This is a genomic window from Halomonas sp. BDJS001 (genome assembly GCF_026104355.1).
Lineage (GTDB): Bacteria > Pseudomonadota > Gammaproteobacteria > Pseudomonadales > Halomonadaceae > Vreelandella.
Genome location: NZ_CP110535.1, coordinates 3,321,639 through 3,342,582 on the forward strand (window position 1 = coordinate 3,321,639; position 20,944 = coordinate 3,342,582).

Sequence of the window (20,944 nt, forward strand, 5' to 3'; positions counted from 1 at the left end):
AAAACTCTCCTGTAAACGTCGCCTAGGAAACCTCTGATTAACTATTACGCTTGGCCATACTGCGTTAAAAATCGCCTCGTGCGCGAGTCCGATCAAAATGCTCATTTACACCCCGTAAACTCGCACGCGAATCCGATCCTTTTTTCGTTGATTTTTGCCTTGTCTGGCCTGCGCTCATCACATTAATCAGAGGCTCCTTAGGTCTCGAGTAGCCGTAAGGTATCGCCAGTGGAAACGCCTAAGCGCTGCGCTTCTTGTTCGCTCAGCACGACGGTGTTGTCTTCGTTGGGCGCGCGGCCTATCCAGCTGGCGGTAAAGTTGAGCATCTGGGTGGTGGCCGCCAGCCAGCGGCTGACACTCTCTTCACTGGCAGCGGCAGAGACCTCCACCTGGCAGAGCCGTGAGTTGCGGATGGCACGTACGTCATCAATGTACGCCTCCACCGTGGGGCCACCGTCGAAAATATCGATATAGCCTTCCCAACGCAGCCCCTCTTTCTTAAGCATCTCCAGCGCCGGGCGGGTGTGGCGATGCACCTGACCAATGCAGGCCCGCGCTTCTTCAGCCATAAAGGTAGTGTAGATGGGGAACTTGGGCATCAGCTCGCCGATAAAGCTCTTCTGCCCCAGGCCGGTGAGGCGATCCGCTTCGCTGAAATCCATGGGAAAGAAATGTTTGCCCAGGCTCTCCCAGAAAGGGCTGGTGTTGTTTTCATCAAACACGCCACGCATTTCCGCCAGCACTTTATCGGGGAAGCGGTCACGGAACTGGGCGATAAACAGCCAGCGCGCTTTGGAGAGCAGCGCGCCGTTGCGCAAATGTTTATTGGCTTCGCCGCGGTATTCCGGGCGCAGAAATAGCGAGCACACCTCGGCATCACCGGTATGGTCGGAGCTTAAAAACAGCGTGTCGATAGTGCGGTGCAGATCCAGCTGTACCGAGGAGTGGGCCAGGGTACCCAGCCGGTAGTTGTAGAACGGCACTTCACGGCCGACTTGGCCCTCTATGGCGCAGCAGCCCGCCAGCTCGCCGCTTACTTCATCTTCCAGCACAAAGAAGTAGAGCCGGTCATCCACAGGGGTACGCTCTTCAAAGGCACTGGCGGCCGCTTCAATCTTACCGGCTAGAAACTCGCGGTTATCCGGCAGCGAGGTAAAGCCAACGCCCGCCTGCTGCGCAAGCGCCTGAAGCCCATCCAAATCATCACGGGCAATGGGTCGAATGCGCATTACATTTCTCCTTCATCGAGCGCGTCTACCGCAGTGGGTAGCGTCAGCGGCGCAGCCAATACTGCTCGCCCTTCGGTCACGCCCAACCGCTCGGCGTGCTCCGCTGAGAGCATCAACTGGCCCGTGGGCGAGAGCGCGTAGCGCGCGACGATACAGCGGAACTCACCCAGTTTTTGATTGGCAACCAGCGCGGGCTCGGCATCGGGCAACGCGTGTTCAGGACGAATGCGCACCGGGTGCCAGGCGGCACTGCGGAAGGTTTCCAGCCGCTCGCGCTCGGCTTTGACGATCGGCCCTGCGTCGAAAATATCCACATGCCGCGAGCGCACAAAGCCCTCCGCCAGCATCTCCTCCAGCGCCTCTTCGTGTGCGGGGTGTTCGCGACCAATCGCCGCCCGCGCCTGGGGCGTTAGCAGCGGCAAATAGAGCGGGAACTGGGGCATCACTTCGGCGATAAAGCTTTTCGAGCGTACCCCGGCAATATGATTCATGTCCTGAAAGCTGCGGGCGAAAAAGTGCCGCCCGACGCTCTCCCAGAACGGCGACTCATTGCGAGCATCCAAGTAGCCGGGAAACGCCACCGCCAGAATGCGCGAAAAACGCTCGGGGTACTGGGCGATAAACATCAGCCGCGCACGGCGCAGCAGGCTCTCCGCACTAGTGCCTTTATAACGCGGGTTAAGCGAAAAGGCGCACAGCAGGGTGGCGTCCGAGACTTCATGGGAGAGCGCCAGCGTCTGTACTTCACGGCGAACGTTCAACTGCTGTGAAGCGTGAATCAGCGTTTCCTGGCGGTAGGTGTAATAGGCTTCATTGGCGCCCGCCTGGGCACGGATAGTGGCCGTACCTAGCACTTCCTCGCGACTATCGTCGGCGAGTACAAACGTATAGTGCTCATCCTCAGGAAACTCGACATCGCCGTTGAAGGCGTCCTGGGAGCGCGCAATACGCTCCTGGAGCCGTTCGCGATTTGCGGGCAAGTTGGTGAGCCTCGGCACCGCGTGCTCAGCCAGTTGCTCCAGCGCCATCAGGTCAGCCGCTTTAACGGGTCGAACTACCAGCATCCTCGACGCCTCCCCTTCAGTTAGCACGATTGACGCAGCCTGTTGCTCACTCATGCGCTCGCAACTAACCGCTCAATCGCGCGCTCTAGGCGAACCATACCCTCGGCGATATCCGCTTCCGGAATCACCAGGGAAGGCGCCATGCGCAGTACGTTCGGGCCGGCGATCAGTGCCATTAAGCCCTCTTCAATCGCCAGCGGTAGAATGTCTTTGGCCCGCCCTTCATAGGCATCCGACATCTGGGCGCCTATCAGCAGGCCCATACCACGAATCTCTTTAAACACCCCGTGCTTGCGGTTGATGGTTTCCAGGTGTTCACGAAACAGGTCGTGACGGTGTTTAACGCCTTCGAGCACCTCAGGGGTGTCGATAAACTCAACCGCCGCCAGGGCAACGGCTGATGCCAGCGCATTGCCGCCGTAAGTAGAACCGTGGGTGCCCACCACCAGCGATTTGGCCACCGAGTCGATTGCCAGCATGGCGCCAATGGGGAAACCGCCGCCCAGGGATTTGGCACTGGTAAGAATATCCGGCGTGATACCGTAGTTCTTATAAGCGTAGAGTTCGCCGCTACGACCAACGCCGGTCTGCACCTCATCAAAAATCAGCAGCGCATTGTGCTCGTCGCATAGATCGCGCAGCCCTTGGAGGAATTCTTGGGTGCCCGGCACGATACCGCCCTCGCCCTGCATGGGTTCGACCATAATTGCGCAGGTGTCGTCGCCCACCAGCTTGCGCACGCTTTCTAGGTCGTTGTAGTCAGCGTGTAAAATACCGCCAGGCACCGGACCAAAGCCCTGAGAGTACTTGGGCTGACCGCCAACGCTGACGGTGAAGAAGGTGCGGCCATGGAATGACTGATAAAACGAGATGATTTTATCTTTATGCTCACCGTAGTTATCCACTGCCCAGCGGCGCGCCAGCTTCAGCGCGGCCTCGTTGGCTTCACCACCGGATGAGCACAAGAACACCTTATCGGCGAAGGTGCGCTCCACCAGCGTCTTGGCCAAGTTTAGCGCTGGCTCGTTGGTATATACGTTGGAAAGGTGCCACAGCTTCTCGCCCTGCTCTTTGAGCGCATTGACCAGCACTGGATGGCAATGACCAAGGGAGTTAACCGCGATGCCCCCAGCAAAGTCGATATATTCACGCCCTTGTTGATCCCACAAGCGGCTACCTTCACCACGCACAGGAATGACCTGCTGCGGGGAGTAGTTAGGCGTCATGTAGTGGTCGTAATCTTGACGGCTTGGGGTATGGCTCATGGCACGCTATCTCCAGTGGAGGAAAGGAATGAAAACAGTATAAGGGGCCAGCCGGCTTAACCGCTTTCAGCAATGGGACGGCAAATTATGAATAGCGGCGCTTAGTGATGCTAGTGGCCACCTTGAAGAACCCTAAAAGAGTCCCATACTTATTAGCAAGCTATGAAGCTATCCGTTGTGTAGCGAGGTATTGATACTCAGGACGAGAGGAGACCAACGTATGCATATTGATCTAAGCGGCAAACACGCCATTATCACCGGCTCGACGGCAGGCATCGGTTTTGCAATTGCTCAAGGACTCGCCAATGCTGGTGCTCACGTGGTCGTGACAGGACGCACCCAAGCACGAGTTGATGACGCCATCACCGCGCTTAAAAACGCTACCCCCAATGCAAAAGTAGAAGGCGTAGCGGCTGATCTCGGCACTGCTGAAGGTTGCCAAACGCTTATTAAGCAGCAGCCAAGCGCGGATATACTGATCAATAACGTAGGCATTTTCGGTCCGCAGGACTTTTTCGATGTAGATGACGCTACGTGGCAGCAATTTTTCGATATTAATATCATGAGCGCGGTGCGGCTTTCCCGCCACTATGCCCAGGGCATGCGCGAGCGCGACTGGGGCCGCATACAGTTCATCTCCAGCGAGTCGGGGATCAACATCCCTAGCGAGATGGTGCATTACGGCATGACCAAATCGGCGTTGCTCTCCGTCTCTCGCGGGCTGGCCAAAGTGCTCAGCGGCACCCAGGTCACCGTGAATGCCATTCTCCCCGGGCCGACCCGTTCAGAAGGCGTGCTCAAGATGATTGGGGAAATGGCAGAGAAAGAGGGTATTTCTCAGCAAGAGATGGAAGAACGCTTCGTGCAGGAGAACCGCCCCTCTTCAATCATTCAGCGTTTGGCGACACCCGAAGAGGTGGCGAGCATGAGCGTTTACGCTGCCTCGCCCCAGGCCAGCGCCACCACCGGTGTGGCACTGCGCGTGGAAGGCGGCATTGTGGATACCTTAACCTAATCCTTTTCTAACCCAGGCGCTCTTCCCGCGGTGTCATGCCGAAATGGTGCCGGTAGGCGGTAGAGAAGTGGGCGCCAGAGGAAAACCCCGTGGCAAAGGCAATATCGCCTACCGGCCGGTCACTCTCTCTAAGCTGCTTGCGGGCTTCCTGCAAGCGCAAATCGAGATAGTAGCGGCTGGGCACTGCCTGCAGATACTTCTAAATAGCCGCTCCAACTGACGCCGGGAAATTCCCAGGTGCTCGGCAAGCTCCAGGGTCGAGAGCGGCTCCTCTATATTGGCTTCCATCAGCGTGACAGCCTCCACCAGGCTTTGTGGCGCATGGCCCAGGCGGCTGCGCAGCGGCACGTGTTGGCGCTCATCGGCCAAGCGAATGCGATCACAGACAAACTGCTCTGACACCTGCTCCGCCAAACGCGCGCCGTGATGCTGGCCAATCAGCGTAAGCATAAGATCCATGGCCGCGGTACCGCCCGCGCAGGTCAGCCTGTCGCAGTCAATTTCAAACAGCTGTTGAGAAAGGGTTACTTGGGGATAGGCCTGGGAAAACGCTTCAAAACGCTGCCAGGGGAGCGTTGCTCGATAGCCTTCAAGCAACCCACAGCGTGCCAATACCTCTGTGCCACCGGCCAGCCCCCCCAGAGCCACGCCGCGCCCCTGGTGCCCTCTTAACCACTCATTCAACTTGGCGGGCAGCGTATAGGGCAACGGCGTTGGTGCGCATACTAACAGCAGGTCGAGTGGGCCTAGAGCAGTGCTTAGCTCATGCTGCGCGATTAGCGAAAGCTGGGCGCCACTGCGCACGGGCTCGTCATTGAGGCTTAGCGTGACGGTGTGATAAAGCATCTGCCCACTCAGCTGATTGGCCATTTGCAGCGGTTCCAGTGCACTGGCGTGGGTCAATAACGAAAACCCCGGCAACAGCAGAAAGGCCACCCGTCGACGGGGCGGCGCTGCCTGTGAGGCTAACGGGTTAGGCTGCATGATAACTGATTGAGCTGCTTGAAAAGATGCTTGAAACGCTGCATGAAAAACCGCCATCGCCGTAGGTAAACGACCATCTTACCCAATTGCGTAGCGGATGGCAGTGTTATGACCACTGCAGCAAAAACGTGACGCATGAATGCAAATTGCCGGGCGCAAGGCCCGGCAAATAAGAGTGCATGGCTAAGTACTAGTTGCCCCGGTTAATAATGCCTAACACGACGATACTGACCACAATCACGCCGAGAATGATCACCACTAGCGGGAGTAGCTTATACAGCCCGTCTGGCCGCTTCTTGGCTTCAGGCTGTAGATGCGGTTTTGAGGTTTCATAATCCTCAGGTACCCGCTCATTGATAATATGCTGCTTCTCTTCTTCCGGGGTTTTGCTTTCCCTAGTATCCATAAACACCTCCAGCGTTCCGGTCGAATTGGGCGGCTCTACCGCCTCTGTGAATGGCTTACAGATTCACGACATCAAACGTCACCTCTGGATTGACGTCGGCATCGTAATCGACATCATCACGCTCAAAGCCAAACAGCTTCAAGAATTCGTGCTTATAACCAGCATAGTCGGTAATTTCGAATAAGTTTTCAGTGGTGACTTCCGGCCAAAGATCCTGACACGCCTTTTGAACGTCATCGCGCAACTCCCAGTCATCCAAACGCAGGCGTCCAACGTCGTCAGTGGTAAACTCGCCGCGTAGTCCCTTGGCCGAGTAGAGCTGCTCGCCGAATAGACGGTTCAACTGATCGATCGTGCCTTCGTGCAGGCCCTGCTCTTTCATGATGCGGTAGACCATGGCGATATACAGCGGCATTACCGGAATCGCAGCACTCGCCTGAGTGACCACCGATTTGAGCACCGCCACATTGGCACCGCCACCGCTCTCTTTCAGCTTGGCATCGATCGCCGCTGCAGCGCGGTCAAGGTCTTCTTTGGCTTTACCCAGCGCACCGTGCCAGTAGATCGGCCAGGTGATTTCAGTGCCGATATAGCTAAACGCCACGCTCCGCGCACCTTTAGCAAGCACACCCGCTTGGTCAAGCGCGTCCATCCACAGTTCCCAATCTTCGCCACCCATCACAGTAATGGTGTCGTCGATCTCCTGCTGGGTAGCAGGCTCCACTTCCGCTTCGATAATCGCATCTTTATTGGTATCGATAGCAGTGGCACGGTAGGTTTCGCCAATTGGCTTAAGGCTTGAGCGTTTCACTTCGCCGCTATCCGGCAGTTTGCGAACGGGTGATGCCAGCGAGTAGACCACCAGGTCAATCTCGCCCATGTCCTGCTTGATCAATTCAATGGCTTTTTCCCGCGCTTCATGGGAGAAGGCATCGCCATTAATCGACTTGCTATATAGCCCTTCCTGCTTGGCAAACTTATCGAAAGCGGCACTGTTGTACCAACCCGCGGTGCCCGGCTTTTTGTCGGTGGCGGGCTTTTCAAAGAACACACCCAGGGTGTCGGCGCCGTAGCCAAACGCCGCGGTAATCCGGGCAGCCAAGCCGTAGCCACTTGAAGCCCCAATGACGAGCACTTTTTTTGGGCCAGCCTGCTTATCCAAGCCGCGAGCACGGGTCGCTTCAATCTGTTCGCGAACGTTCTGCTCGCAGCCAATTGGATGCGTAGTGGTACAAATAAAGCCGCGCACTTTGGGTTTAATAATCACATCGAACCTCGTTATCGGATTGATTTCGCTTTTGACATCATAACCAGCGACATCGTTTTGCCATAGTCTGTGCCAAAGTTTTTGGCACAGTATTTGATATCGTGTTCATATCGTTTTTGCCATGGCAGTGTTATGACTCATAGGGAGTATTCTAGCGGTCTAGCGACGCCCTGTCCGCTATTAAGCTATTGTCCGCTGAGCTATTATTCTCCCTTGAGCTAACGACGCTTTCGCGTCACGATAGCCGTCTATGCATGTATATAGACACTTATTGTAGGTACTTATGTTGTAGGTACTTATGTCGGTGCTTATATCAGCAACGACTTACCAAGAGGCGAGCATGAATGCACAGCAGCTAGTAGATGAACGCGGCGACCTTTGGTTAGCGCTAGCCCCGCTGTGGCTGGATCGTGAACCCAGCGAGCGCGATTACGCGCGTATGGTCGAGGTCATAGAGCGCTATGATATGACCCTTAACGAGCTTGAATGGATGTTCCGCCTGGAAATGGCACCGGTGATGTCTCGCCATCAGCTGTCAATCGCCAGCGAATGGCGACAATTTGACGACTACAAGCTGATGAAACAGTTGGTAAGCCACAACCTGCGGCTGAAAGGCTGGCGGCGCAAAAGTTGGGCGCTTTTTTCAGGGCTAACCACCATGATGGTGCGACATCGCTGGAACGCGGTCATGAATCGCGTGGCCGTTTCTCGGGGCGAAAAAGTCTAGCAGCCTCGACGCTATGGATAGCGTTGATCCAGAGCCTCTTCCACTGCCAGGCGTAGTGGGCGCCCGTGGTCGCGCGGCCCAAAGCGGGCAATCACCTTGCCATCGCGGCCTACCAGAAACTTGGTGAAATTCCACTTGATCAGCTGTGTACCCAGCACGCCAGGCGCCTCACGTTTGAGATGGACAAACAGCGGATGGGCATGGCTACCATTGACATTAACCTTCTCCAGCAATGGAAAACTGACCCCAAACTGCTTTTCGCCAAACTGACAAAACGCTTGGGCGCTTTCCGGCGACTGGCGGCCAAATTGGTTACACGGGAAACCGAGCACGGTGAAGCCACGATCCCGGTAACGCTGAAAAAGGGTTTCGAGCTCTCTTAGCTGCGGGGTAAAACCACACTGGCTGGCAACGTTAACCACCAGCAACACTTGGCCGCGTAGCGCACGTAAATTGAACGGCAGCCCTTGGTGGGTATAGCAGTCATTGTCATAAATTTGCATCACTCAGCCCCACAAAACCCCAAACGGCATAGGTATCACCATGCCACGGCTAGACTTTTTACACCAGCGGTCCGGCAACCACACGTAGTGCCAGTGCGATTAAAAGTACCCCGGTAATGCGGTTAATCCAGTGGGCACGCTGCTGCAGCCAGGGCAGAATCTGCGAGTGGGAAAGCACCACCGCCACCAACACGTACCAACCCCCGTCAATAATCATCGCTGTTAATACAATGATAGCTTTAGCGGCACCACTCATCTCCGGGGTTACAAACTGGCTCAGTAGTGCAACAAAGAACAGAATCAGCTTCGGGTTGCCTAATGCCACCAGTACGCCCTCTTTGGCGGCCTGGCTCCGATTAGTGGCAACAGCACTGGGCTCTAAAGCACCGGCTCTACCAGCGCGCAGCGCCTTAATGCCTAACCACGCCAGGTAAGCCGCGCCGAACCAGGTAATCAATTGGAACAGCAGCGGAAAACCGGCGATTAAGGCGCCTAGGCCCCAAACAGTCAGCAGCGCATAGAAGCCCACACCAAAAGCATGGAAGATGGCGGCCGTCACCCCGGTAAAGCGACCGCCGCCTAACGTATGGCGCAACACCAGTGCCAAACTCGGCCCCGGCGACATAGCCCCCATGGCACAAATCGCAGCGAGTGATAGCCAGAGTGTCAACGGCATGCCTGTTTCTCCTTGAATAGTTGATATTACCCTGAGGGGACTGGCGGTCAGTATACGCCAAGCCAAGCAATGCTTCGGCGAGCGCCTTAAATAACGCTGTTAGCATGGTACGCTGTTGGGTAAAATTTACTCTTTTCGCTCTTTGACTCTTTTGAAAACATCCACCCCAGCGCTCGCTGCTGGGGCGTATAGAAAACATAGGACGGCAACATGGGTAGGGCTTTTCAGAACCGTAAGGAATCCATGGCCAAAACGGCCGATGCAAAGACCAAGGTCTACAGCAAATATGGACGCGAGATTTACGTTTGCGCCAAAGCGGGCGGCACTGACCCTAATGGCAACCTGGCGCTGCGCGGCTTAATAGAGCGGGCCAAGAAAGACCAGGTTCCCTCTCACGTGATTGATAAAGCGCTCGACAAGGCCAGTGGCGCCGGTGGCGAAGATTTCTCCCCCGCCCGTTACGAAGGCTTCGGCCCCGGTAATGTGATGGTGATTGTCGACTGCCTTACCGACAACCCCAACCGCACCTTTGGCGATGTGCGCGGCTGCTTCACCAAAACCAAGAGCAAAATCGGCACTCCCGGCAGCGTCAGCCATATGTTTGACCACTGTGCCATCTTCTCCTTCGCTGGAAGCGATGAAGAGGCTGTGCTGGAAGCACTGATGGAAGCCGATGTGGATGTCACCGACATTGAGCAAGAGGGCGAGCGCATCACCGTTTTCGCTCCGCACACCGACTATGCCAAAGCCAAGCAGGCGCTACTGGATGCGTTCGGTGAGATTGACTTTGAGGCGGACGAGATTCAGTTCCTCCCGCAAACCACCACCCCGGTGGAAGGCGATGACGTAGCGATGTTTGAAAAGTTTCTTGCCATGCTTAATGAGCTGGACGATGTGCAAAACGTCTATCACAGTGGTGAATTGCCCGCAGAGAGTGATAGCTAGTCACCACCTCTTGAGTAAGCTGACCCCACCGCGTTGCGGGTATCCAAGGCCGCATCCGGTGGTAACATCGCTGACTGCACACCCGCGGCACTCAGCACAGTTTTGCCGCGTACGGTGAGGTCGGTAATAAATAGAAACTGCTGACGGGGATCCACCGGATAGGCGCGTATGCGGTAGTGAGTGCCCCAGGGTTTCTCCTCAGCCACCACAATGATCGGCTGGTCGAATTTAAGGTAGGCACTGGTCAGCGCTACGTCACGCAGCGCTTTCCGCACCCAGCCTGCCTCGTGCTCAGGGTGAAGATAAAAGCTCGCTACGCACTGCAGGCTGGTACCGCCGTTGTTGGCATTATAAACGGCGTGATCCCACAGCTTTAAATGCGGTACATAGACCAAATCATCGTCGGGGGTTTGGATGTCAACAGTGCGTAAGCCCACGTGTTTGACTTCGCCGTAGGTATCTTCAATTTGAACCCAGTCGCCGGGTCGATAAGGGAGCTCTACCGCCGAAACAACGCCCGCTATTAAGCTGCTCACGTAATCTTTCATGGCAAAGCCAATGGCTAAGCCCAGTGCACCCAACAGGGTCACCATATTGCGCAGCGACGGCTCAATAATAATTGGTACGATGATGGCAAGTGCAGTAATCAATATCAGCAAGCGCGTCATCGGCACCAGAGCAAAAATACGAAAGCGAACTTGGCCATGCATTCGGTTGCCGATCCAGTTCAGCCCCCGTTGGCTGACAATAATCAGTACGATGGCTGATAGCAGCACCATCCCAAGGGTAATCAGCGCTTGGCTATCGATATCGTTAAACAGTCGCGCATATTTCTGCTGTTCTTCCATGGGTCGCCCTCCACGGGCCTGTCACTTATAGCGGGTCTACTTAGAGAGGATCCACTAGATAGTTTCGCGACTCTAGTAACTGCCGAACGCTCGCGTAGCTTAAAGGTGCAATCTGCCAACGTCCTTCACAGCTTGAAACAATGCCTTTGCGCTGCAGGGCTAGACGGGCATTGAGTGCTTCATGGTGTGAGAACGGCAGCACTTCTCCCAAAGAGTCGTCATCCAGACCGCCATGAACCACTAGCGCATGTAGCACCAGCGTGGCGATATCCTCGGTATCAACGGAAAGCTCCGCCTCTGCTAGGGCATCCACTAGCCACAGGGCCTCGTCATCACCTGCTTTTGGCTCACGAAGCCGCTCGCGCCAATAGTGCCAAGCAAGACCTATATGACCGCGGCAGTGAGCCGCTAAGCGCTGCAGTTCTTTATTAGGCGCCTTACTCTTTTGATTAGATGCTGAGTCGAACAATACCTGCTTACCGGTTCGCGTGCTGTAAACAGGCGGTGGCTCCCCCGAATGGGTCGCAATTTGTGCAAAATAGCGTGCCAGCTGCTCGCCTTCCATGGATTGAAGGGTAAACACCGGCGCCCCATCAATACCGATTACATGTTGAAGGAAAGCGTAGGTCCAGCTGTCACAACCAATCACTCCTTTGCCCAAACGTCCACTTAAAGCACGCTCAAGAAACTCCCGAACGCCCTGAATACCCTGGATGTGGCGTAAAAAAAAGCGTTCCAGAGCGGGAATGGCCCATTCTCGTTGACTGACACACTGCTCTACCCACTGAGTACTACCCTCAGCTATTTCGCTAAGCGTGGGCGGCGCTAAGCAGGCAACCTGATGCGTTTCAGCCCAATGAGTTACCACCGAAGCATGGCCGCTGTAGGGCGTGGTAATAAAGAACGTTACCGGCGCATCCTGGCCTTCTAGCTGCTGTCCAATGCGCTCGCCGCGGGAGCCCAATCAATAGGCGGCACTAAATGCGCTAGCCGAACCTCAGGTAGCGCACGCAGCTCGCTTTCGTCTTTCACCTGCTGCTCGGTGCTGTTTTTGCCCCCCAACCACGTTGAGATTGAATGTAACGAACGTCGCCACTGGCTCGCCTGGGTCTGCTCGGGGGTACGAAATTGATCTAGTTCCACGACCTCCCAAAGCGGCGTATCCACCCACGATGGTTGCTCCCCCATGACTATTTCCCTTTTGGCTAGCGGTAGACATCAACCTTAGCACGGCGCGCCCAACAGCTGATCTCCAATACGAACTTATGGTCTAAAATAAAGTCTTTACAAGCAGTAGTTAGCGCACTTAACGGACTATTTTTTATTGCGAAAGCAATAGCAGAAGCTAAAAGGAGAAAGCGATGAGTGTTGTCCCCGTTAGCGAAGCAGAGCTGCACGCCAAACTTGAGAAGTGTATTGCCGGTGAACGGCTGCTGATTGAGCATGAAGGGAATCGCTTTAGTGCCAGAATCCAGCACGTAGGATTGATGGGCGTGAAGGTGATACCTGAAACCGAGATTAAGAACAGCCAGCGCACACCGGGTGACGTCGAAGGCGTCATGGTGCCCTACGACGAGATACTGGAGCTTGAAGTAAAGGGCGTGGTCTACAGCCGTTTACCAGAATAGTCTGCACTTGCACGCCCGGCAAATACGCAAGGCGTGCAAACTGTTTTGTCTATGACTCACTTCCTCGAAAGTAAGCCAACTGATTTAAAACGTCAGGCAGATCTTGCCGAAGTGCTGCCCAGACTCCTGATAGCGGAAAGCGTCGGCAATCTCGGCAAGCGGGAACTCGCGGTCAATGACCGGATGCATATCAAGGGTTTCAAGGGCGCGAATCATCTCTATTTGCTGGCGACGACTGCCCACAATCAAGCCCTTCAAGTTCGCCTGCTTGGCCATTAACTTGGCCGTAGGCAGCTCACCTTCACGGCCGGTGAGTATGCCAATCAGGGCGATATGCCCGCCGATTTTAATCGCATCAAAGGATTGTGGCAGCGTACCAGGGCCGCCCACTTCGACGATATGATCAACGCCTTCGCCGTTGGTGAGCTCTTTGACACGCTTACCCCAATCAGGCGTCTCTTTGTAGTTGATGGTGTGCTCGGCGCCCATCTCGCGCAGCCGCGCCAGCTTTTCGTTTGATGATGAGGTCGCGATGACCCGCGCGCCCATCAGGCGGGCAAACTGCAGGGCAAAAATCGATACCCCACCAGTGCCCAGCACCAGCACGCTATCCCCCGCTTTGATACCGCCATCGACGACGAGCGCACGCCAAGCGGTTAAGCCAGCGGTGGTTAAGGTAGCGGACTCTGCGTGGCTATAGCCCTTGGGCTGATGAGTAAACCACTCGACCGGGCGCACCACCTGCTCACGCGCGTAGCCATCCACGCCGTCGCCCGGCGTGGTGCGAAAATCGCCCACTCTCGCCGGGCCTTCCAGCCAGTGCGGGAAGAAGGTTGAGACCACTCGGTCGCCAACGGCGAATTCGCTGACGCCTTCGCCGACCGCTTCCACCACCCCCGCGCCGTCCGACATGGGAATGCGGTTTTGCTCTGTCGAGATCATCCCGGCAACCACTGCGTAGTCGTGGAAATTCAAGGAACTTGCATGAAGGCGTACTTTAATTTCACCAGGGCCAGGCTCGCCTGGGGCCGCTAGTTCAACGACCTCTAGCTTGTCTAAACCGCCGGGCTCTCGAAGCTGAATGGCTTGCATCACTACCTCCTATTGAACGCATGTCGTTAAAAAAAACGACTGGTCTATTTTGAGATGAGGGCACTCTCTTCAAGATCAAGGTCGTGACCTAAAAAACCACCCGACTGACGCTGCCAAAGGCTGGCATAGATCCCCCCTTTCGCCAATAGCTCCTGGTGCGAGCCGGTTTCGACGATACGGCCCTCATCCACCACAATCAGCCGGTCGAGCATGGCAATGGTGGAAAGCCGATGGGCAATAGCAATCACTGTTTTGCCTTCCATCAAGGTATCCAGCTGTTCTTGAATGGCGGCTTCCACTTCTGAGTCCAGCGCGGAGGTGGCCTCGTCCAGCACCAGAATCGGGGCATTTTTGAGCAGCACCCGAGCAATCGCAATCCGCTGGCGCTGACCGCCGGAAAGCTTCACACCGCGCTCGCCCACATGAGCATCCAGCCCGCGGCGCCCTTTCGGGTCGACCAGGTCATTGATAAAGGTGTCCGCATGGGCGCGGCACACCGCGCTCCAAACGTCTTCGTCGCTGGCGTGTGGACTGCCGTAACGGATGTTGTCACGCAGCGAGCGATGTAGCAGCGAGGTGTCCTGGGTGACCATGCCAATCTGGTGGCGCAGGGAGGTTTGGGTCACCTCGGCAATGTTCTGCCCATCGATCAAAATCCGCCCACCCTGCACGTCGTAAAAACGCAGCAGCAGATTGGCGAGAGTCGATTTACCCGCGCCTGAACGGCCGATCAGACCGATTTTCTCGCCGGGCTTGATGGTCAGGCTTAGTCCATCAAAGACGTTTTTACTCTCCCCTTTCGCCTGAGCGTATTGAAAGCGCAACTGGTCAAACACAATTTCCCCATGGGGAACCTGAAGCGCTTTCGCATTGGGCGCATCGTTGATGGTTGGCTCCTGGGCAATGGTGTTCATGCCATCCTGGACGGTGCCGATATTTTCAAACAGCCCGGCGACTTCCCACAAGATCCAGTCAGACATAAAGCGGATGCGCATCACCAGCGCGATAGCAATCGCCAGCACGCCTAGCGAAATCGCCTCCGTGTACCAGGCGCTGATCGCCATGGCCGCAGTGCCCACTAACAGCGCCGTATTCAGCAGCGTCAACCCCACACTCATGATCGTCACCAAGCGCATCTGGCGATGCACGGTGACCATAAAGCCTTCCATGGCATCCTTGGCGTAGCCTTGTTCCCGCTCAGTATCTGCAAACAGCTTAATAGTTTGGATATTGCTGTAGCTGTCCACTACCCGTCCCGTCATCTGGGCGCGGGCGTCCGCCTGGGCCATGGAGACATCCCGCAAACGCGGTACGAAGTAGCGCATGATCCCCAAATAACCCACTAACCACAGCCCCAGCGGGATCAGCAGCAGCCAATCTGCCCGGCCCAGCAGATAGGCCGCGCCGGTGAAGTAGACGATGGCGTAAACCAGCAGATCCATCACCTTGGTGACGGTCTCGCGGATCGCCAGTGCCGTTTGCATCACCTTTTGCGACACCCGCCCGGCAAACTCGTCCTGATAAAATGCCAGGCTCTGGCTCAGCATATGGCGGTGGGATAACCAGCGTCCAATCATCGGGTAGTTACCGAAAATACTCTGATGGGTGACAAGTGACTGCATCAGCACCAAGAGTGGCAAACCGATCAGTAGCAGCAACCCCAGGCCAGCAAGCCAGAGGCCGTTATCCGCCCAAAAGCCTGCCCGTTCAACGTTGCCCAGCCAATCGACCAGTTGGCCCATGTAGCTAAAAAAAACCACTTCCGCTGCCGACACTAGCGCTGTAAACATCGTCATAAGCAGTAACAGCGGCAACATCGGCCGTGAGAAGTGCACAATAAAGGGCATTAAGCCTTTGGGCGGCGTTTCCACCTTACCTTCTGGATAGGGGTTAACCCGCGTTTCAAAGTAACGAAATAACGGCTGTAAAACACGCGATAGCATGAGGCTTCCTTACGTTACTGGCGTTGGTATTAACGGTCTTTAATTTGTTATGTGTAAGTGTGCAGAGGGTAGATGTCGTTAAAATGTCATGAAGGATGGGAGTGGCGCAGCAGCCAACGCGCCCAGAACGGTGCAATAATCATCAGCGTCACCATACGCAACAGGTGATGAAAAGCGACAAATACCGGATCAATATTTAACGCCACGGCCAAAATGGCCATCTCGCCAATGCCGCCCGGTGCCAGCGCCAGCAGCGCCACATCGCGCCCTACCCCGAGCAGTTGGTGAATCAGCTCGGCAAATAGCGCCAGCACAAGCAGCGCTAACAGTGTCGCCACGCCAGACTGCCATAGATAGCGCCCAAAGAGCTGCCGCGTCATGCCCTGAAAGCGCGAACCAATGGCGCTACCCAGCACCCACAGCATCAGGTTCATTCCCCACTCCGGTAGCGTAAGGCTGGCAATATCAACACCGGATAATAGAGCAGCGACCAGCAGTGGCGCCAGTAAAGCGGGGCTAGGAATGCGCAGCCATCGGCCCAGCGGCAACAGTAACGGGATCATCAGTAGCATCCAGCCATGTTCCAAACCACTTTGTACAGGGCCGATGCCCTCGCCACCACCCTCATAGGCCCAAAACAGCGGCGGCAACACCAAAATCACTAAAATGATCCGCAGCGACTGCGCCACTGCAATACGCTGGGGGTCGCCGCCGCACTTTTCACCCAGCAGGATCATCGCCGTCATAGCACCAGGCGAGGCACCGAACCAGGCGCTAACCGGATCAAACCCGCAACGCCGATACCAGGCAGCAGCCACCGCGGTGGAAGCGGCTACTCCCAGCAGCAATAGCGCGGCAGAAACAGGCCAATCCAGCACACGATGCGCCAACTGCGGCGTAACCTGGCTACCCAGCACCAGGCCCATGACGGCTAAAAAGACATTACGTAGCGGCTCAGGTACCGAGACCTTAACACCTTGTGAAGAGGCCAGCAGGTTGGCAATCAGCGGGCCCAGCATCCAGGCCAGGGGCAAACCGGTGAGTTGGAATAGCGTGCCACCCGCGGCGCCAACGATTAGCGACACTGACAGCGCTTTAGCGCTTCCTGCACTCAGCATGATGCCCTTCACACCGCCTCCCTATATCTCACCACTCAGCCCCCTGAGATAATAATTAACCTGCTAAGAGCATCGTAGTCTACCACTGAACCAGCAACTTGGGCTTTAGGGTGGCGGAGGCAGGCCTCTTCTATTGTTGGAATCGGCTTTTAGCCGTGATCCTGAATCACCGTTTCTTGTCATGCTAATAGTATCCGTTAGCCCGCAAGCAAGCGTATAATACCCACCGCCAGTAATGGCGAACTTTCTCAGGGCGGGGTGTAAGTCCCCACCGGTGGTAATGCCATATCTTAATAGATGCGGACAAGCCCACGAGCGCTCAGCCAAAGGGTGTAACCCAACAGTTGAGGACAGCAGATTCGGTGAGATCCCGAAGCCGACGGTCATAGTCCGGATAAAAGAGAAGGTTTCCTAGTGATATTACCCGTAGCGTTCCAACGCATGCGGGTGCTGTGCTATTGGATGCCTCATGCCCTGGTTCTGGTAAACAATCCCTAAAGGATAACCATGAATCAGACCCAACCTTCTTCATCCCCTCGCGTTGCCTTTATCGAAGCGTCTTGGCACCACGATATTGTTACTCAGGCCAGAACAGCCTTTATGGCTCAACTTACCGGCGAGCACGGCTTTTCAGCAGACCAAGTCGAAATATTCCAAGTCGCAGGGGCTTACGAAATCCCGCTTCAAGCGAAACTGCTCGCCAAAACTGGCCGTTATAGCGCCATTGTGGGGGCAGGATTTGTCATTGATGGCGGTATCTATCGGCATGAATTTGTTGCTCAAGCAGTCATTGAAGGCATGATGCAGGCGCAACTGGAAACCGAAATCCCCATTCTTTCGGTTGTGCTAACGCCTCATCACTTCCATGAACACAGCACGCACCATGATTTTTTCTTTGATCATTTCCGTGCCAAAGGCAAAGAAGCTGCTGAAGCGTTGGTCATGACCCTGGAAAATCATAAAAGGATTCAAGGGCTACGGTAGGTCACTGCCTAACCTCTGGTTACGCTTAGGTAGCGGGCAGTCTAAGGATTGGTCGTTGCCTAAGCTATTCAGAAACGTTTTCAAATCTGCGATATTACGGAGTGGTAAGGTCGTTTACTCACTCACTATATTCCAGGACACTACACATCACCCCATCAACCTCTTCCGCCATCGGAATGCTACTAGCAGCGCCGCGTTTTTGTACCGCCAGGGCAGCCGCCGCTGTTGCCCGTTGCAAGCACGTTGAGGGCGTTCGGCCAGCTTGCCTCGCAGCAAGGAAGTAGCCCACAAAGGTATCGCCTGCGGCTGTTGTATCAATGGCTTTTACCTTTAAGGCCGGTTGAAAAAGGGTTTCGCTGCGGCACTGATACCAAGCCCCCTCGCTACCTAAAGTAAGCACTACCTCGACATCGCCAAGCGTTTCTTTACAACGTCTTAGTAAATCTGCAGCACTCGACTCTACCGGCATTTGTAATAAAGCGGCGGCCTCTGTGCGGTTAAAGAAAAGTAGTTCACACTGCTCTAAAGGCAGTGATGCCACCTTCGTGGTCATTGGTGCAGGGTTAAATATCACTTTGCAGCCGTGGCTCACTGCTAATGGAATAAGCTGATCAAGCCCGTTACATTCGTTCTGAATAAGTAGTGTGTCGCCAGGCTCGGTTTGCGCAATCAGCGCTGCCATTCTCTCCCGCGTAAAACCATGATTAGCGCCTGAGAATAGAAGAATAGCGTTTTCACCCAGTGCGTCAATTTGAATAATGGCATGCCCACTTGGCTCTGGGGTCAATTCGATATCTTTCACACCAACACCCGCAGACTCAAGCTCACTGGTCACCCAGGCATCTATCGATGACACTCGCCCCCAGTGGCTCACCGCCCCCTTGGCGCGTGCTATCGCCAACGACTGATTGACGCCCTTCCCACCCAAGCCAATATTATACTCACCGCTTTCCAAGGTTTCGCCGGGCCGAACAAAATAGGGTACACGATAAGTATAATCGATATTGATAGAACCAAAATTAAAGATCATTGACACGCCCTCTTATTCAAAAAGCCAGCCAGCGTTAACGCTGGCTGGCTTCTCATCATGACTTTCCAATCCTTGCTCTTCTAAACCCTACTCTTCTAGAACAAAAGGAGAGGTATAGTTATCAACATTATCAGACGTAATAAGGATACAGTCATAAAGCTGCTTTTCACTATCTAGCCCTGTTTCACCTGTATTGATGTAATGATCAGCGATTTTTACCGCATCTTCTGCAAATACGGCTACCGGTTGTAGAACAGTATAAGCCAACTCCCCCGAGCGAACCGCATCAACCGCATCGGGTGAACCGTCAAACCCACCAACCAATACATCATCGAGCAGCCCCTCCTGCTTTAGGGCGACAATAGCGCCTAAGGCCATTTCGTCGTTACCGCTAATGACACCTCTGATATCAGGATGAGAACGGAGCATGCTCTGCATTTTATTACGCCCTTCGGTTCGATCCCAATTAGCGATGTCAGATGCCGCCAGGGTAAGGTCGGGGTACTGGCTTAACACCGTCTCATAGCCATTGGATCGTGTCGCAGCATTGTTATCAGAAGGAGGCCCTTTTAATTCTATATATGATCCCTCGCCATCCAATTGCATTGCCCACTCTTGCGCACCTAACGCGGCACCCTGTGCATTATTGGAAACCAGTTGCGCCTTGGCCAACCCCTGCTGGTTAATCTCAGCGTTAATAATAAATACCGGAATTCCCGCATCAATTGCTCTTCGCACAGCACCTATTGAGCCATCCGCGTTAGCAGGATCCAGAATGATCGCTTTAGCCCCATTGGTAATTGCCGTATCGACCTGATTGCTCTCAGTGTTGGTATCACCCACATGGGAACTTACATTTGCGTCATAGCCCAACTCCTCTGCTGTGCGTTCAGCAATGGTGCCTTCCGTTTGCCAATAGGGATTTGACATATCATTGACAATAATTGAGATCAGCCCCTTTTCCTGAGCAAAAATAGAGCCGCTAAAGAGCATCGAGACACTGGCGAGTGCTGTAAAAAGCATTTTTTTACTTTTTGGAAGCATGATTATTACCTCATCGTTATGATTGTTAGTCTTTAAATCGGTAGACCTGAGCAGGTCACGCTTCTAAGCAGTGCTACGTTAAGTAGCGCTTGCCCTAGAACCTTCGCGCTTAATTTCTGCAGCTTTCTCAGCCTTTTTCGAGGACTTGTTTTTAGCGCTGTATTGAACATTATTTAGCATGACAGCGAAGACGATAACACTGCCCGTGAATACCATCTGCCAGTAGGCAGACACACCGATGATGACAAGACCATCAGCCAGAAAACCAATCACAAAAGCACCCAATAATGTATTGCGAACCGTGCCGCGCCCCCCCATTAGTGAAGCACCACCAATCACGACTGCCGCAATCGCGGTCAGCTCGTACGTTGTTCCTGCCGTAGGCCCGGCAGACGTCAACTGTGAGGCGAGCACAATTCCAGCCATGGCAGCACATACGCCAGAAATGATATAGACAGAGAGCTTAACGCGATTGACAGGAACCCCAGAAAGCTCGGCAGCACGCGCATTGCCACCTGTAGAGTAAATCCACCGGCCAAAAGGCGTACGGCTGAGCGCCAACATGCAGATAATCGCGACAACAAACAGAATCAAAACGCCTACCGGAATACCTAATAGCTTATTAAATCCAAGCCACTCAAACCCCGTATTACCCAATGCGGGCTCACCACTTAAACTATTGAAAGTTAAGCCATCCGTTAGCAAGAGGGCGGCGCCGCGCGCAACATACAACATACCCAGTGTGGCCACAAAAGCAGGCACTTTGAAGTAGGCAACTAATACGCCATTGATCGTCCCTACTAGCCCGCCTAGCAAGCAGGTAAGCACCACGACGACCCAGACTGAAGGAAAGAGAGCTAAATCAAGCGCCTCAACCTCTATCCCTTCTAGCAACATACCGGCGAACACTCCGCAAAGTGCCAGCGTAGAACCAACCGACAGATCAATACCGCCAGTCAGAATGACAAACAGCATACCGATGCCTAGCAAGCCAAAAACAGCCACATGTGAAGACATGGTTAAAAAGTTACCCGTTGAAAAGTAAACAGGCGAGAGCATGGAAAAGACAATAATGATTACGATTAATGCGAAAAAAGCCCGACCTTCCAGCAAAACCTTGACGATATCGATACTGCCTTTTTCAACTGCGTTACTGTTGTGATAAGACATAGTCAT

General features: G+C 54.6%; 21 protein-coding genes, 1 pseudogene and 1 riboswitch. Of the genes and pseudogenes, 5 read left to right on the top strand and 17 right to left on the bottom strand.

Annotated features, from left to right (window positions below; all coding sequences use genetic code 11):
• Positions 1 to 197: 197 nt before the first annotated feature.
• The 3 genes from astA to OM794_RS15470 are packed head-to-tail and all read right to left on the bottom strand — an operon-like array spanning position 198 to position 3,558.
• Positions 198 to 1,229: an arginine N-succinyltransferase gene (gene astA, locus OM794_RS15460; protein ID WP_226247297.1), complete on the bottom strand. Its 1,032-nt coding sequence runs from the start codon at positions 1,227 to 1,229 to the stop codon at positions 198 to 200.
• Positions 1,229 to 2,293: an arginine N-succinyltransferase gene (locus OM794_RS15465; protein WP_088699157.1), complete on the bottom strand. Its 1,065-nt coding sequence runs from the start codon at positions 2,291 to 2,293 to the stop codon at positions 1,229 to 1,231. The genes astA and OM794_RS15465 overlap by 1 nt, the downstream gene beginning before the upstream one ends.
• A gap of 50 nt (positions 2,294 to 2,343) precedes the next feature.
• On the bottom strand, positions 2,344 to 3,558 hold the full coding sequence (locus tag OM794_RS15470; RefSeq protein ID WP_226247299.1) for an aspartate aminotransferase family protein: 1,215 nt from the start codon (positions 3,556 to 3,558) through the stop codon (positions 2,344 to 2,346).
• A 220-nt stretch (positions 3,559 to 3,778) separates the two neighbouring features.
• On the opposite strand from OM794_RS15470, the gene OM794_RS15475 reads away from it, so the two are divergent.
• Positions 3,779 to 4,573 (top strand): SDR family NAD(P)-dependent oxidoreductase, encoded by a 795-nt coding sequence (locus OM794_RS15475; protein ID WP_226247302.1) that lies wholly within the window; start codon positions 3,779 to 3,781, stop codon positions 4,571 to 4,573.
• A gap of 7 nt (positions 4,574 to 4,580) precedes the next feature.
• On the opposite strand, the pseudogene OM794_RS15480 reads toward OM794_RS15475, so the two are convergent.
• The 3 genes and pseudogenes from OM794_RS15480 to fabV form a co-directional block, all read right to left on the bottom strand.
• Positions 4,581 to 5,557: pseudogene (locus tag OM794_RS15480) on the bottom strand (GlxA family transcriptional regulator).
• 190 nt (positions 5,558 to 5,747) lie between these two features.
• Positions 5,748 to 5,963, bottom strand: a complete 216-nt coding sequence (locus tag OM794_RS15485; RefSeq protein ID WP_226247305.1) for a hypothetical protein — start codon at positions 5,961 to 5,963, stop codon at positions 5,748 to 5,750.
• Between the two features lie 55 nt (positions 5,964 to 6,018).
• On the bottom strand, positions 6,019 to 7,230 hold the full coding sequence (fabV, locus tag OM794_RS15490; RefSeq protein ID WP_088699154.1) for an enoyl-ACP reductase FabV: 1,212 nt from the start codon (positions 7,228 to 7,230) through the stop codon (positions 6,019 to 6,021).
• A gap of 340 nt (positions 7,231 to 7,570) precedes the next feature.
• Here fabV and OM794_RS15495 point away from each other — a divergent pair, with 340 nt between their 5' ends.
• Positions 7,571 to 7,957 (top strand): hypothetical protein, encoded by a 387-nt coding sequence (locus OM794_RS15495; RefSeq protein WP_226247307.1) that lies wholly within the window; start codon positions 7,571 to 7,573, stop codon positions 7,955 to 7,957.
• Positions 7,958 to 7,968: 11 nt separating this feature from the next.
• Here the strand turns inward: OM794_RS15495 and OM794_RS15500 are convergent, their stop codons facing one another.
• Together OM794_RS15500 and OM794_RS15505 are read right to left on the bottom strand one after the other, a co-directional pair.
• Positions 7,969 to 8,460: a glutathione peroxidase gene (locus OM794_RS15500; RefSeq protein WP_226247310.1), complete on the bottom strand. Its 492-nt coding sequence runs from the start codon at positions 8,458 to 8,460 to the stop codon at positions 7,969 to 7,971.
• Positions 8,461 to 8,518: 58 nt separating this feature from the next.
• Positions 8,519 to 9,136, bottom strand: coding sequence for a LysE family translocator (locus OM794_RS15505; protein WP_226247313.1), 618 nt, complete (start codon positions 9,134 to 9,136; stop codon positions 8,519 to 8,521).
• Positions 9,137 to 9,346: 210 nt separating this feature from the next.
• Between OM794_RS15505 and OM794_RS15510 the strand changes: the two genes are divergently transcribed.
• Positions 9,347 to 10,081, top strand: a complete 735-nt coding sequence (locus OM794_RS15510) for a YebC/PmpR family DNA-binding transcriptional regulator (RefSeq protein ID WP_226247315.1) — start codon at positions 9,347 to 9,349, stop codon at positions 10,079 to 10,081.
• On the opposite strand, the gene OM794_RS15515 is transcribed toward OM794_RS15510, so the two are convergent.
• Genes OM794_RS15515 through OM794_RS15525 form a run of 3 tightly spaced genes read right to left on the bottom strand, consistent with a single transcriptional unit; the run spans position 10,078 to position 12,117 of the window.
• Positions 10,078 to 10,929: a mechanosensitive ion channel family protein gene (locus tag OM794_RS15515; RefSeq protein WP_226247317.1), complete on the bottom strand. Its 852-nt coding sequence runs from the start codon at positions 10,927 to 10,929 to the stop codon at positions 10,078 to 10,080. The genes OM794_RS15510 and OM794_RS15515 overlap by 4 nt on opposite strands.
• Positions 10,930 to 10,969: 40 nt before the next feature.
• Positions 10,970 to 11,893, bottom strand: a complete 924-nt coding sequence (locus tag OM794_RS15520; protein WP_226247319.1) for a hypothetical protein — start codon at positions 11,891 to 11,893, stop codon at positions 10,970 to 10,972.
• Entirely contained in the window at positions 11,857 to 12,117 is a 261-nt protein-coding gene (locus tag OM794_RS15525) for a hypothetical protein (protein ID WP_226247322.1), read from the bottom strand. Before OM794_RS15525 ends, OM794_RS15520 begins: the two co-directional genes overlap by 37 nt.
• A gap of 173 nt (positions 12,118 to 12,290) precedes the next feature.
• Here OM794_RS15525 and OM794_RS15530 point away from each other — a divergent pair, with 173 nt between their 5' ends.
• On the top strand, positions 12,291 to 12,557 hold the full coding sequence (locus OM794_RS15530) for a hypothetical protein (RefSeq protein ID WP_088699147.1): 267 nt from the start codon (positions 12,291 to 12,293) through the stop codon (positions 12,555 to 12,557).
• 84 nt (positions 12,558 to 12,641) lie between these two features.
• Here the strand turns inward: OM794_RS15530 and OM794_RS15535 are convergent, their stop codons facing one another.
• The 3 genes from OM794_RS15535 to OM794_RS15545 all read right to left on the bottom strand — a co-directional run bounded on the left by OM794_RS15535 (position 12,642) and on the right by OM794_RS15545 (position 16,722).
• Positions 12,642 to 13,649 (bottom strand): zinc-dependent alcohol dehydrogenase family protein, encoded by a 1,008-nt coding sequence (locus OM794_RS15535; protein WP_226247324.1) that lies wholly within the window; start codon positions 13,647 to 13,649, stop codon positions 12,642 to 12,644.
• 44 nt (positions 13,650 to 13,693) lie between these two features.
• Entirely contained in the window at positions 13,694 to 15,592 is a 1,899-nt protein-coding gene (locus OM794_RS15540) for an ABC transporter ATP-binding protein (protein ID WP_265153902.1), read from the bottom strand.
• A gap of 86 nt (positions 15,593 to 15,678) precedes the next feature.
• Complete coding sequence (locus OM794_RS15545) at positions 15,679 to 16,722, bottom strand: AbrB family transcriptional regulator (RefSeq protein ID WP_226247326.1); 1,044 nt, start codon at positions 16,720 to 16,722, stop codon at positions 15,679 to 15,681.
• Positions 16,723 to 16,950: 228 nt separating this feature from the next.
• Positions 16,951 to 17,120, top strand: a riboswitch (FMN riboswitch).
• Between the two features lie 97 nt (positions 17,121 to 17,217).
• On the opposite strand from OM794_RS15545, the gene OM794_RS15550 reads away from it, so the two are divergent.
• Positions 17,218 to 17,694 carry a 6,7-dimethyl-8-ribityllumazine synthase gene (locus OM794_RS15550; RefSeq protein WP_226247328.1) on the top strand — a complete coding sequence of 159 codons (477 nt, stop codon included), beginning with the start codon at positions 17,218 to 17,220 and terminating at the stop codon, positions 17,692 to 17,694.
• A gap of 118 nt (positions 17,695 to 17,812) precedes the next feature.
• Here OM794_RS15550 and OM794_RS15555 read toward each other — a convergent pair whose 3' ends face one another.
• The 3 genes from OM794_RS15555 to OM794_RS15565 form a co-directional block, all read right to left on the bottom strand.
• Complete coding sequence (locus tag OM794_RS15555; RefSeq protein WP_226247331.1) at positions 17,813 to 18,724, bottom strand: ribokinase; 912 nt, start codon at positions 18,722 to 18,724, stop codon at positions 17,813 to 17,815.
• Between the two features lie 87 nt (positions 18,725 to 18,811).
• Positions 18,812 to 19,768 carry a D-ribose ABC transporter substrate-binding protein gene (locus OM794_RS15560; protein WP_226247333.1) on the bottom strand — a complete coding sequence of 319 codons (957 nt, stop codon included), beginning with the start codon at positions 19,766 to 19,768 and terminating at the stop codon, positions 18,812 to 18,814.
• A gap of 78 nt (positions 19,769 to 19,846) precedes the next feature.
• Positions 19,847 to 20,938: an ABC transporter permease gene (locus tag OM794_RS15565; protein WP_226247336.1), complete on the bottom strand. Its 1,092-nt coding sequence runs from the start codon at positions 20,936 to 20,938 to the stop codon at positions 19,847 to 19,849.
• Positions 20,939 to 20,944 lie beyond the last annotated feature (6 nt).

Bases quoted from the DNA above. Each gene is read 5' to 3' on its own strand.
- OM794_RS15505 (WP_226247313.1), bottom strand. From the start codon at position 9,136: ATGCCGTTGACACTCTGGCTATCACTCGCTGCGATTTGTGCCATGGGG.
- OM794_RS15550 (WP_226247328.1), top strand. From the start codon at position 17,218: ATGAATCAGACCCAACCTTCTTCATCCCCTCGCGTTGCCTTTATCGAA.
- OM794_RS15470 (WP_226247299.1), bottom strand. From the start codon at position 3,558: ATGAGCCATACCCCAAGCCGTCAAGATTACGACCACTACATGACGCCT.
- OM794_RS15560 (WP_226247333.1), bottom strand. From the start codon at position 19,768: ATGCTTCCAAAAAGTAAAAAAATGCTTTTTACAGCACTCGCCAGTGTC.
- OM794_RS15535 (WP_226247324.1), bottom strand. From the start codon at position 13,649: ATGCAAGCCATTCAGCTTCGAGAGCCCGGCGGTTTAGACAAGCTAGAG.
- OM794_RS15530 (WP_088699147.1), top strand. From the start codon at position 12,291: ATGAGTGTTGTCCCCGTTAGCGAAGCAGAGCTGCACGCCAAACTTGAG.
- OM794_RS15500 (WP_226247310.1), bottom strand. From the start codon at position 8,460: ATGCAAATTTATGACAATGACTGCTATACCCACCAAGGGCTGCCGTTC.
- astA (WP_226247297.1), bottom strand. From the start codon at position 1,229: ATGCGCATTCGACCCATTGCCCGTGATGATTTGGATGGGCTTCAGGCG.
- OM794_RS15475 (WP_226247302.1), top strand. From the start codon at position 3,779: ATGCATATTGATCTAAGCGGCAAACACGCCATTATCACCGGCTCGACG.
- OM794_RS15555 (WP_226247331.1), bottom strand. From the start codon at position 18,724: ATGATCTTTAATTTTGGTTCTATCAATATCGATTATACTTATCGTGTA.
- OM794_RS15510 (WP_226247315.1), top strand. From the start codon at position 9,347: ATGGGTAGGGCTTTTCAGAACCGTAAGGAATCCATGGCCAAAACGGCC.
- OM794_RS15525 (WP_226247322.1), bottom strand. From the start codon at position 12,117: ATGGGGGAGCAACCATCGTGGGTGGATACGCCGCTTTGGGAGGTCGTG.
- OM794_RS15515 (WP_226247317.1), bottom strand. From the start codon at position 10,929: ATGGAAGAACAGCAGAAATATGCGCGACTGTTTAACGATATCGATAGC.
- OM794_RS15485 (WP_226247305.1), bottom strand. From the start codon at position 5,963: ATGGATACTAGGGAAAGCAAAACCCCGGAAGAAGAGAAGCAGCATATT.
- OM794_RS15465 (WP_088699157.1), bottom strand. From the start codon at position 2,293: ATGCTGGTAGTTCGACCCGTTAAAGCGGCTGACCTGATGGCGCTGGAG.
- OM794_RS15495 (WP_226247307.1), top strand. From the start codon at position 7,571: ATGAATGCACAGCAGCTAGTAGATGAACGCGGCGACCTTTGGTTAGCG.
- OM794_RS15540 (WP_265153902.1), bottom strand. From the start codon at position 15,592: ATGCTATCGCGTGTTTTACAGCCGTTATTTCGTTACTTTGAAACGCGG.
- OM794_RS15565 (WP_226247336.1), bottom strand. From the start codon at position 20,938: ATGTCTTATCACAACAGTAACGCAGTTGAAAAAGGCAGTATCGATATC.